9 protein-coding genes are annotated in these 11,434 nt (G+C 62.8%); 1 reads left to right on the forward strand and 8 read right to left on the reverse strand.

Annotated elements, in window-relative coordinates:
* Positions 1-168 precede the first annotated feature (168 nt).
* The gene (locus RT131_RS19165; RefSeq protein WP_313174541.1) at positions 169-741 is read right to left on the reverse strand and encodes an Ax21 family protein; all 573 of its coding nucleotides are present in this window, start codon (positions 739-741) and stop codon (positions 169-171) included.
* Between the two features lie 1,016 nt (positions 742-1,757).
* Here RT131_RS19165 and RT131_RS19170 point away from each other — a divergent pair.
* A complete protein-coding gene (locus RT131_RS19170; protein ID WP_313174543.1) occupies positions 1,758-4,028 on the forward strand; it encodes an Ig-like domain-containing protein in 2,271 nt (756 codons plus the stop codon).
* Positions 4,029-4,153: 125 nt separating this feature from the next.
* On the opposite strand, the gene RT131_RS19175 is transcribed toward RT131_RS19170, so the two are convergent.
* The 7 genes from RT131_RS19175 to RT131_RS19205 all read right to left on the reverse strand — a co-directional run bounded on the left by RT131_RS19175 (position 4,154) and on the right by RT131_RS19205 (position 11,043).
* Positions 4,154-4,498 (reverse strand): BON domain-containing protein, encoded by a 345-nt coding sequence (locus RT131_RS19175; protein WP_313174545.1) that lies wholly within the window; start codon positions 4,496-4,498, stop codon positions 4,154-4,156.
* 150 nt (positions 4,499-4,648) lie between these two features.
* Positions 4,649-4,900 (reverse strand): hypothetical protein, encoded by a 252-nt coding sequence (locus RT131_RS19180; RefSeq protein ID WP_313174547.1) that lies wholly within the window; start codon positions 4,898-4,900, stop codon positions 4,649-4,651.
* A 496-nt stretch (positions 4,901-5,396) separates the two neighbouring features.
* Complete coding sequence (locus RT131_RS19185) at positions 5,397-7,271, reverse strand: CocE/NonD family hydrolase (RefSeq protein WP_313174554.1); 1,875 nt, start codon at positions 7,269-7,271, stop codon at positions 5,397-5,399.
* Between the two features lie 358 nt (positions 7,272-7,629).
* Positions 7,630-8,472, reverse strand: a complete 843-nt coding sequence (locus tag RT131_RS19190; RefSeq protein ID WP_313174548.1) for a hypothetical protein — start codon at positions 8,470-8,472, stop codon at positions 7,630-7,632.
* Positions 8,469-8,966: a 3-isopropylmalate dehydratase gene (locus tag RT131_RS19195; RefSeq protein ID WP_313174549.1), complete on the reverse strand. Its 498-nt coding sequence runs from the start codon at positions 8,964-8,966 to the stop codon at positions 8,469-8,471. Before RT131_RS19195 ends, RT131_RS19190 begins: the two co-directional genes overlap by 4 nt.
* The gene (locus RT131_RS19200; RefSeq protein ID WP_313174551.1) at positions 8,963-10,246 is read right to left on the reverse strand and encodes a 3-isopropylmalate dehydratase large subunit; all 1,284 of its coding nucleotides are present in this window, start codon (positions 10,244-10,246) and stop codon (positions 8,963-8,965) included. The genes RT131_RS19195 and RT131_RS19200 overlap by 4 nt, the downstream gene beginning before the upstream one ends.
* Entirely contained in the window at positions 10,243-11,043 is an 801-nt protein-coding gene (locus tag RT131_RS19205; protein WP_313174553.1) for a GntR family transcriptional regulator, read from the reverse strand. Before RT131_RS19205 ends, RT131_RS19200 begins: the two co-directional genes overlap by 4 nt.
* Between the last annotated feature and the right edge of the window lie 391 nt (positions 11,044-11,434).

Raw genomic sequence — 11,434 nt, forward strand, 5'->3', positions numbered from 1 at the left:
TTGGGGAGGGGTAGCTTTTGGCTTTGGCCGGGAAAGCCCTTGCCGAGCATGGCTCGGCACTACAAAACCCGGACGCCGCCCAAAAAAGAAGCCCGGTCGGGGGAGGACCGGGCTTCCAGCGGCGCGTGGGAGAGAGGTCACGCGCCATACAACACCACTACTTGTCGCTTACCAGGTGAAGCGCGGGCCGACGAACCATTCCTTGTCGCCAGCCTTGGCCAGCTTCACTTCGCCGGTCAGGCCCCAGTTCGCGTTGAACTTGCCGGTGGCGCCGACGCGGCCGTAGAACTCGCCGTCCGGGTTGTAGCCACGCTTCTTGCTGTAGTCCTCGTAACCGGCCAGGGCATAGCCTTCGAAGTTCGGGGTGAAGGCGGTACGCACGCCGACTTCAGCGCTGTAGCCGTTGAACTTCGGGCCGTACTCCAGATCCAGCTTCTGGTAGGCCGCACGGGCCAGCAGGTCGGTGTTCGGGGCCACGGTGTAGTTGTAGCCAACACCCAGGCGCCACTGGCCGACATCAGCCTTGAACTTGTCGGTTTCCTGCGCGTTGTACTCACCGAACACATGGAAGTTCGGGTGCACCGCAACCGAGCCCTTCAGCGCCCAACCATCAGCGTCGCCGCCCTTGGCATCGGTATTCACATAGCCGCCTTCCACATAGTTGTAGGACAGGCCATCGGCAGCCGAAGCGGCGAACGGCAGGGCGGCCAGCAGGCCCAGAGCGATCAAAGAAGTCTTCATTTCGGCATTACCTCGTTATTGGTCTTGATCGGTACGGCCTGAATGGGTGGCCGTTCGACAGTTGTGAATTATCCGTTAGCCGACGGAATCCACCCTGAATACCAAACTGACCAGTACATAAATTGCGCGCGTTTCTGGGGAACTTTGTGCCCTCGCATTGAAGGGCAGCGCGCTAACGGTCTGTAGGTTTGAAGCTGCAGAGGGGAACATCTGCTCGATCGATCCCGTTGACTGCAGTCATCGGTGAGTTCTCAGCCGAGAGTCGAATGGGCGTGTTTAGGCCCCAGAACGCCTAGGTTGCAGTTCATGGCAGTCAGAACAGAAGAGTGCGACAAGAGAAGCCATCACGGCGCGTATCTGCGCAGTTTCCCTATGCCGATCCTGGAGGCGTTTCATAGCTGAAACCACTCCGCGTAATTTTCCGGGATTCAGGGAAGTTTCGTTTCACAGGCGAAACTTCGCGCGCAAAGGTCAAGCTGTGGGGGGTTATTCAAGCCGATTCTCATGTTGCCCTCCAAGGCCGCCGCCGATAATCCTGCCAACGGCCGTGCATCGGCTGCTTGAACCGCCCAGATGCTCAAAGCCAGCAGGGACATTCGATGCCGCGCGTGACTGCATGAAAGGAATCCCCCTTTTTGTCCGCGTTGGTTTGGATACATGCAACAGCAACGAGCTCCTTCATTGGGAACTTGCGGCGAACGGCGTGCCGCAGTCCGCCGGGTCGCCTGGCAGCAGACAGCGGTCAGAGCCGCATTCAATGCGCCGAGGCAGAGCCCCTCCAATCCACTGATTGGATATCTATGACGAGCAGTTTGGGGAGGCGCCCTTTTGCTGCCTTGCCCAGGCCCTCGCGATGAGACACGCCTTGGTCGGCAATGGCCTCCGGCATTGAGGGCGGAGGCCGCGCCGCCGTGCGCGTGCAAGTAGCGCTCCGACCAACAGACGCGGTTCCGAGGTCGGGCCCACAGCCGTTGCAAAGCAGTTGCGCGGCTTATTCAAGTCAATGGAGACAACAAGTGAACGCAGTGAGTTACGGCCAGATCCCGCGGATGGCGAAGGTCAACCATCCTGATGTGTATGCCGCAGGCAGCCTCCCCGTGATCGATGCGATCATCGATGACCAAGGCAGCAAGACGGGTGAGATAGGCAACGGTGGTTATACCGACGACGGCCGCCCGGAGATCACCGGCAAGGGCAGGCCCGGTGATCTCATCCATATCTATGATGGCGCCGAACTGCTTGGACGTGTTGTGGTGGCAACAAATGGCGCATGGACGTTCACACCGTTCTTTCCGCTGTCCGATGGCCGGCATAGCATCACGATCCTGCACGAATCCATGGACGGTGATGTCAGCGACTTGTCAGAGCCGTACGTGATCCTTGTTGACAAGATTGCTCCCGAGGCGCCGTCGATAAGCCAGGTGCTGGATGATGTTGGCCCCCAAACCGGCGCGATCGGCAACGGCGGTGGCACGGATGACACTACACCCACGCTGTCGGGCAAGGGCGAGGCGGGCGCCACCGTGACCATCATCGACAATGGGAAGGTGATTGGTGAGGCGGTGGTTGCCGACGACGGCAGCTGGGTGTTTACCCCCGATGCCGAGCTTGCCGATGGCCAGCACGAGTTCGAGGTGGTGGTGACCGACAAGGCCGGCAACACATCCGATCACTCGGAGAAGCACATCATCGTCGTCAAGGCAGCGGCGCCCGCACAGATTGCCACGGTCACCGCGATGGGCAAGGACTGGGGCGTCAGCAGCAGCGATTGGCTGACCAATGATGGCGGCGCCGGGCGCCTGATGCAGGGCTTGCTCAGTGCGCGACTGGCGGCGGACGAACGGCTGCTGGTGTCCACCGATGGGGGGGCGAGCTGGAGCGTGGCTGCGGTGGATGGCCTGAGCTGGGCTGCGCAGGACAACAACAGCCACAGCGGTAACTGGTCGATCCAGACCAAGGTGGTGAATGATGCAGGCCGCAGTGGTGAAGTGGAATCACGCGAGGTGTTCCTCGATACGCTGGCACCGGATGCACCTACCGGACTCAGCGTTGATGGCGCGTACCTGACGGTGACATTCAAGACGACGGCCGTATCCGCGGGTGACGTGGTCAGTGTTGTGTTGAACGGACAGCGTTATGACCAGGTGCTGTCCGTCAAGGACGTGGCTGCCGGCAGCCTGCGACTTGCTCCCGGGTTCGCCGTTACCGGCGGCGATGTGATGGCCGCAATCATCGACAAGGCCGGTAACAGCTCGAAGTATCGCGACATGGGCGACAACAAGTTCATCGACTTCAATAGCGCCGGCTACGTGAACCTCAACACGGGGCAAAGCACGACCTACAACGGGCTGCGGATCACCTCCGAGGTTGATCATGATGTCTGGCAGATACCGGATGCGATCACCGGCCTGACCAGCCACGATCCTGCGGTCTATACCGGCATGAAGATCGGCGTCACCGGGCGCACCCGCATCGACTTCACCGAAGGTCCGGTTTCCGAGCTCAAGTTCCTTGTAACCAATCTGCAGGCGGGCTACTTCGATCCTTCCGTGGTCAAGTTCTACACGGCCAGTGGCGCCCTGGTCGGGCAGCTGTCGCTGTCTGCGTACTGGCCGAACTCCCTGAATGCTTCGTTCAAGGCGCCGGCCGGCCAGGAATTCTCGTACATGGTGGTGAGTACCGGTTACAAGGTGCCGGGTTACAAGGGTATTGGTTCATGGGACTGGATTGGCCTGGATGACTTCCAGATACGCAGCGGTGCAAGTGAGCTCAATGTGCTAGGAAACCAGCTGATTGATGGCAAGACTGGCACCTATTACGGAGGTGAGGAGGACAACGTGTTCTCACTGGCCAATGTCGCCAATCTGACGGCTGCCAGCAGCGGTGGTGTTTCCGGTGGCGCTGGCGTGGATACGCTCAAGCTCACCGCCGCCAATCAGGTGCTGGATATGACCGTGCTGAAAGACAGGATCGATTCCATCGAAATCATCGACCTCACCGGTACCGGCAACAACAGCTTGAAGCTGACACTGCAGGACGTTCTTGCCAATGGCCAGCTGGATCTGTTCCATCAAGGCAGCAAGTCCACGGTGCAGATGATGGTGAAGGGCAATGCCGGCGACGTGGTCAAGCTGGATGATCTGCTCGGTGCCGGTGGCGCGGATCTGGGCGACTGGGCATCGATGGGGAAGCAGTCGATCCAGGGCGCCTCCTATGTTGTCTATCAACACTCGGGTCTGGATGCCGAATTGTTGGTGCAGGACGGGGTTCGGGTTGACCTGATCTGAGCGGATATTGCCTGTCGCTCTCGGTGAAAGCGACCGGCAAGCCTTCATGCAACAGGAGAACGGCACCCTGCGGTGCCGTTCTCCATGTATTCGATCAAGCGCAGGGTTGCGCCCTTGCCAAGTCATCAATGCGCGGCAGCGACCATCAACGCTGAGCTGTCCACACGCTTCACGCCCTTGATGGCCCGGGCGGCGGCGATCGCGCGATCCGCTTCGACCTTGCTGGCGACGGTACCACTGAGTGTCACTACGCCGTTGACCGTTTCCACCTTGATCTCCATGCCGGACACATCCTTGGTGGTCAGCAACTCGGCCTTCACCTTGGTGGTGATCCAGGTATCGGTGCCAGGCTGTTCGGACTCGTGGCCCTGCGTGGATTGACCGGCAGCCTGCACGGTGAGGGCAGTGCCTGCGCAGCCAAGGGCGATCAGGCCTGCGAACAGCAGCGGCTTCATCTTGCGGGTATCCATGATGCGTCTCCGATCAGAGCAACGATGCTCCAGTTGCAGCATGCCGTGGCGACGATTAAGTGCATGCCTGCAATCAGTGACGGGCAGGTGCAGGAAATGCAAACGTCGCGTAAGCCCGGCAACGCGCGAGCGTCGCGTAGCGCGCAATGATCAGGCGATCATCAAGTCCCAGGGCAGGTTGGAGTCACGGAACTTGAAACGATAGCCATCGAAGTCGATCTGCTTGGCGATGTTGCCGTGCTCGTCGATCATCGTATGGAAGCAGACATCACTAAGCCCCATTGTGGCGACGCGACGGCCATCGCTGCTGCCCTTGGCGATGTTGCGGGATTCGGTTGCCAGCAGGGTTACCAGTCGGCGCTGGCGGCCGGGTCCTTCGAGGAAGAACTTGATCTTGTCCATTGGCGTTGCTCCGGTATGTGATCCCCCCGGATCTGGCCATTCACCTATAGCCGGAGGGATGAACAGGCAGCAATGACTGAATGCGCACAACCCGATTTTGCTTCACGTTTGCGTCGCTGCATCGTTGCCGTGATGTGGACTGCGTCGCGCTCTGCCACGCAGGGTTAACAATCACCAAGGCGCCACCGACAGGGCGATGACCAAGGCGATGATGGCAATGCCGATAAGAATGATGCTGCGCTGGCTGAGCCTTCTGCGCTTGTTCATGCTGGCTCCGTTGCGTTGCAGGCAGTGTTGCCAGCTACAGCTGTAGCAGGTGTTCCTGCAACGGCAGAGAAACAAGCGTGCCTGCCTTGCTGTGCAGGAGCGGCGTAAGCCGCGACGCTGACGCGGTTTCCCTCGCGGGGAAAACCACCATCAAGTGGTTCATGTCGGCGATCACCGCGCAGGTATCAGTGCCCGACCCTCGTTGCCAAGGCGGCTACGTCGAGCGCCGTCACTCGACAACCGGCAGCGTGATGTAGCTCGGATGTTCGCTGTTGTTCCAGATCCGCTGCGTGGCCTTGCGGTAGTCGCCAGGCTGGGCGAAGAAGATGTTGTCCACGAATTTTTGTGGATTGCGGTCATACAGCGGGAACAGGCTGGACTGCACCTGCACCATCAAGCGGTGGCCCGGCTGCAGCGTCTGGTTCACGTTGGGCAGATCGAAGCTGTAGATCTGCGGTGCATCCGGCGTGATCGGCTTTGGCTGGCTGAAGCTTTCGCGGTAGCGACCACGGAAAATGGTGACCGCCAGCGGCAACTGGTAGCCGGCCATCTTCGGGTTGTCAGGATAGTGATCGGGATAGACGTCGATCAGTTTGACCACCCAGTCGCTGTCGCTGCCGGAGGTGGAAGCACTCAGTTGAACCTGCGGAATGCCGGCCAGCTTCATCGGCTTGTCCAGCACCGGCCCGGTATAGGTGAGCACATCGGTACGGCCATCGACGAAGCGCTGGTCGCGCACCAGCCAGGTGGTCCAGACATCGCGGTCGCCCATGTTGACTGGGCGCGGCACGAACGGCACCGGCTTGGCCGGATCGGCGATGTACTCGGCGTACTGCGCGCCGGTACTGGTGCTGTTGAAGTCCAGCTGCGCATCGGTGTTGAGATAGAGCCGACGTGCGTTGCCGGTGCAGCCTTGCGTGCAGCTTTGCGGCCAGTTGCTATAGGTTTCCCAGCGATTGTTGCCGGCGTTGTATACCCACACCGGCGGTGTATTGGCGGCCGGCGCGCCGTCCTTGAGGTACTGGTCGAAGAAAGGCTTGAGCACATCCCGCCGCCACTGCAGTGCGGTGTCTCCGTTGAAATCCAAGGCGCCCAGCGAACTGCCGTTGTAGTTGGCGCCACTGTGTCGCCACGGCCCGATCACCAGGAAGTTGCGGGTATTGTCGTGGTCCTTGGGTTCAAGTGCGGCCCAGGCGGTATGCGCACCGTAGATGTCTTCCTGGTCCCACAGCCCCTGCTCCCACATGGTGGGCACGCGGATCTCCGGCAGCTTGGCCAGTAGTTTGTCCAGCGCCTGCTGCTGCCAGAACGCATCGTAGGCAGGATGCTGGCTGACCTTGTGCCAGGCCGGGATCTGTTCCAGCCCCAAGGTCTTGGCGAAGGCACCGACCGAGCCTGCCTGCAGGAAGCTGCTGTAGTCATCGCCGGTCGGCATGGCGATTTTCGCGCCGGCACCGCGCGCGGTCATCTGCCCGCTGAAGTAGCCCAGGTTGATCTGCCGATAGGCCCCATGCTGGAACCAGTCATCGCCCATCCAGCCGTCGATCATCGGGCTTTCCGGTGCAGCCACTTTCAGCGCGGGGTGCGGATCAAGCAGCGCCATCACCACGGTGAAGCCTTCGTAGGAAGAGCCGAGCATGCCGACCTTGCCGTTGGACTCGGGCAGGTGCTTCACCAACCAGTCGATGCTGTCCCAGGCGTCGGTGCTGTGGTCGATCTTGCCTGGGTTGAGCGGCCCGCGCGGTGGCCGCGTCATCACGTAGTCGCCTTCGGATCCGTACTTGCCGCGCACGTCCTGGAAAACGCGGATATAGTCGTCCTCGGCGAACACGGTGTCGCCCTGCGCGAGCGCATCGACCAGCCGCGTCGCGCCCGGCGTGCGGTCGACGCGGCCGGCGGCGTTGTACGGCGTGCGGGTGAACAGGATGGGCGCGTTGTGCGCGCCCTTGGGGATCATGATCACCGTATACAGCTTGACTCCATCGCGCATCGGGATCATCACCTCGCGCTTCTCGAAATCGCGGGCGGGCTGCGGGGCGACGAATTTCTTGCCGGTGATGTCCGGCGTCATCGGCGAGACCTGCGCCGCGGCGGGCGTTGCCATGCTCAAGCAGGTGATCGTGGCGATGGCTGCAGCCAGGGTCAGGGTCCGCATTGCTTCTACCTCAAGCGCTTGGGTAAGCGCTGACGCTATGCCTGTGTAGTGGCAGTTACACATGGCAAAGGTCATGGGGGGCTGAAGTAACAGCGGGGGCGGAGCAGGAGCAGAGCAGGAGCTACCCCTCCCCAACCCTCCCCTTGCCTGCGGCAAAGGGAGGGGGCTGTTTGCTGCGCTCTGTCAGTGCATCGCGGTGCCGCGTTTGCCCCCTCCCTTTCGCCTGGCGCAGGGGAGGGTTGGGGAGGGGTGCTTTTGCGCTGTTGCTGTTGCTTCTATCTGCAGGCAGCAACAAGCCAGCACCCCGTCAAGCAAGCAGCAGCTCCACATGCTCCCCGGCGGGTCCACGCAGACTGCGCCGCTCACCCGTAGCCGTCACTGCCCAACCCGCTTCACGCAGCAAGGCGTCATCCACTGCCGGCAGGCGCAAGGCCAGGCTGTACTGGCCGGCGTGCCGGAGGTTGGCCGCCGCCGGCAGTTCCACCTGATCAATCTCCACCATGCATTGCCCCGGCATCGGCACCACGGCGACCGGGTAGCGGCCGTCCAGCGGTTTGCCATAGGCGCGATTCAGCACGGTGATCCTGGTATCGAACGCCCAGCCCTTGGCCCCCAGCAGTGCAGACCAGGCACGCTGCGAGGCCTCGCGATCCGGCGTGGTCATCACCCCGATGAAGGTGTTCGCAACCGTCGCGTCGGTCATCGGCAGATCGAACGGCGGAACCTGCGCCTTGATCTGGGTGAGATACAGCAGTTCGCCGCAGGGTCCCAGCACCTGTGCGGCGCGAATGGCATCGCTCAACTCAAGGTTGGCGGCAGGACCCAGGACCTTGAATGGCGATCGCAGGCCGGCGGCGAGGGCGTCGATATCGCCCACCAGCACCTCCAGCGACAACCAGCCGTGGCGGAACATGGGCTCGGCAACGACGGCACGCGGGTCCTCGATCACCCGCAGCACCGGCTCGCCCGCGCTGTTGGCCAGCCATACCAGCGGTGCGCCGATCAGATCCACCAGATCGAGCGCGGCGGCATCATCGGCGTCGAGCGTTCCGCGTTGTTGCACCCGCAAGGCCAACTGCGCGACATAGGCGGCGCAGACCTGCTGCAGGTCCGGCGCGATCAAGGTCGCATGGATGATGCCCTGTTTCATGTGCGCCGCTCGGTAGCCAGCTTGCGCTCCAGCCAAGGCATCAGCCCGCCACCGGCGACGATCGCCATCAACTCGGTGGGAATCTTCTCGCAGGCGAATTCACGACCTGTGCTGTGATTGATGATGCGTCCCTCCACCGGCCGTACTTCCAGTTCATCACCGCGCGATGCTTCAAGCGTCGCACAAACCAGCGCGGGAACGCCGAGATTCAGCGCGTTGCGATAGAAGATGCGAGCGAATGATCTGGCGATGATGGCACCCACGCCGAGTTCGGCCAGCGCCTGCACCGCCTGTTCGCGCGAGGAGCCAATGCCGAAGGACTCTCCGCCCACCACGATGTCGCCACGGCGCACTTCGCTGGCGAAGTCCGGGTCCACCGCTTCCAGGCAATGGCTGGCGAGCACGTGCATCGGCTCGCGCATATAGGGGCCGGGTGCCAGCACATCGGTATCGATGCGGTCACCGAACACGAAAGCCTTGCCACGGACGTTCAAAGGTTCTCTCCCAACAACTCGCGTGGATCACAGATTTCGCCCTTCACCGCGGCAGCGGCAACGCTGTACGGCGAGCCCAGGTAGACCTGCGCCTCGGCCGAGCCCATGCGGCCCTTGAAGTTGCGTGCGGTGGTGGACATGCAGACTTCGCCGCTGCTCAGCATGCCCGCACCCATGCCGGCGCAGGCGCCGCAGCCTGACGGCAGCAGGATGGCGCCGGCTTCGGTCAGCGTCGCCAACGTGCCTTCGGCTGCCGCCTGCGCGGTCATTGCCACCGAGGCCGGTGCGATCAGCAGGCGCGTGCCCTTGGCGACCCGGCGGCCTTTCAGGACTTCGGCAGCCATGCGCAGATCGGTCAGCTTGGCACCGGTGCAGGCGCCGATATAGGCCTGATCAATAGGCACCCTGCCGTGCTCACCCACCGGACGGCTGTTTGCCGGACTGTGCGGTGCCGCCACATGCGGGGCGATCTGCGCGGCGTCGTAGTGATGGTGATGCAGGTAGTTGGCGCCAGCATCGCTACGCCACTGCGCCAGATCACCGAGGAAAGGTTTGCCGGCCTGTTCCAATGCAGCCAGTGTGGTCGTGTCGGGTTCGACGATGCCGGTTTCCGCGCCGAGCTCGGCGGCCATGTTGCACAGGGTCAGGCGCTCATGCATCGGCATGGCCTGCACGGCGCTGCCGCCGTATTCGAAGACCTGTCCTTCGTTGCCCATGCCATGTTGGCCACACAGCATCAGCATCACGTCCTTGGCACTGACGCCGGCGCCAAGCACGCCATCGAGTTGCACACGCGTGGTCTGCGGCACGCGCAGCCAGACGTCGCCGGTGACCAGGGCGCCGGTGATGTCGGTGGCGCCCATGCCGACCATGAAGGCACCGAACGCACCGCCGCTGGGCGAGTGCGAATCACCGCCCACGCAGAACATGCCGGGCTGTACATGGCCGTGTTCCTGCAACACCACGTGGCAGATGCCGAGCATGTCGTAGTGGGTGACACCCTGCGCCTGCGCCCACTTGCGGGTGAGGGCGAGGATGTCGGCGCTTTCCATGTCCACGGCGGGTACGAAGTGGTCGGAGACCACCACCACCTTGTTCGGGTCCCACACCTTGGCGCCGAGCTTTTCCAGCCGTGTGGCGACCCGGCGCGGACCGCCGGAGTCATGCATCATCAGCAGGTCGAGCCTGGCGGTAAGGATCTCTCCGGCGCGCACGGCCTCGCGTCCACAGGCGCGGGCGAGGATCTTTTCGGCAAGCGTTGCGCTCACAGTTGCACTCAAACAAATGTCTCCGGGTGGTTGGTTTCGTAGTCCAGGCGCATCTGGTAGCGCAGCTGGTCGGGGCGATATTGGATGTCGAGCAGATCCAGCAACTGCTGGTCGGGGCCATAGGAGCGGCGGGTCAGGTTCATCACCGCCTGACCGGGCGACATCTGCAGGTGCATGGCGGTCAGGGCACCTGCACGCAGCGCGCTGACGGTCTGCTGGACCTGCAGGAAGCGGATCCCGCAACGCCGGAACAGAGCGATGCGCGAGCCGTAGGCCAGTTGTTCGGCGTTGAATTCCGGATGCTTGGTGCGGGTCCAGCTGGCGTAGTATCCAAAGGCCTGGCCATGCCGCGAGCGCACCCGCACGCAATGCACCAGGGTTTCTTCCGGGCCGCTGCCGAACTGTTCGCGGATCGGTTCGGGCGGGACCACGCGTTCCCAGCCCAGCAGGCGTACCTGGGTGTTGCTGGCGAGGGTGTCGAGGCTGTGGATCAGCTCGCCCAGCGGCGTTTTCAGCGGCATCGGGATGCTGGAACCGCGCGCTGTGCTACCGCCGACGACCCGCGTACCGCGGCCGCGCTGGCGTACCAGCAAGCCATCATTGGCCAGCAGTTGCAGCGCCTGGCGCACGGTGACCCGCGAGATGCGCAGGCGCCGGGCCAGCTCTTCCTCACGCGGCAGCTGCTCGCCGTCGCCGATTTCGCCGCGTTCGATCAGCCCACGCAGGAAGCCCTGCAGCTGGTGGTACAGCGGCGCGTGCAGGTCACGGCGGAGGATGCCCTCCAGGGATTGGGTGGTGAACGGGTCCACGGTGGCTTGCCGGCTGGTCCGAAATGATCTTAATGATATATCTATATATCTAAAAGGGGTGTGGGTATAGGCCTTGGTGTGTTCCGGGCTGGATTGGCCTGGGTGGGGAGGGAGCTTCTCGCTGGCTGATGCGTCGCCGGGAAGGCCCCTGCCGAGCATGGCTCGGCACTACGCTCCCTCCCTTTCGCGCAGCGAAGGGGAGGGTTGCGGAGGGGTGCTTTTGGCTGGCTGCTGGGGCGCCGGGAAAGCCCCTGCCGAGCATGGCTCGGCACTACCGCTTTAGCCCCTCTCCCGCTTACGGGAGAGGGGTTGGGGTGAGGGTGGCTCTGGCCTTGGCGGGAAAGCCCCTGCCGAGCATGGCTCGGCACTACCGCTTTAGCCCCTCTCCCGC

This window comes from Stenotrophomonas sp. (assembly GCF_032066555.1).
In the GTDB taxonomy this organism is placed as follows: Bacteria; Pseudomonadota; Gammaproteobacteria; order Xanthomonadales; family Xanthomonadaceae; genus Stenotrophomonas.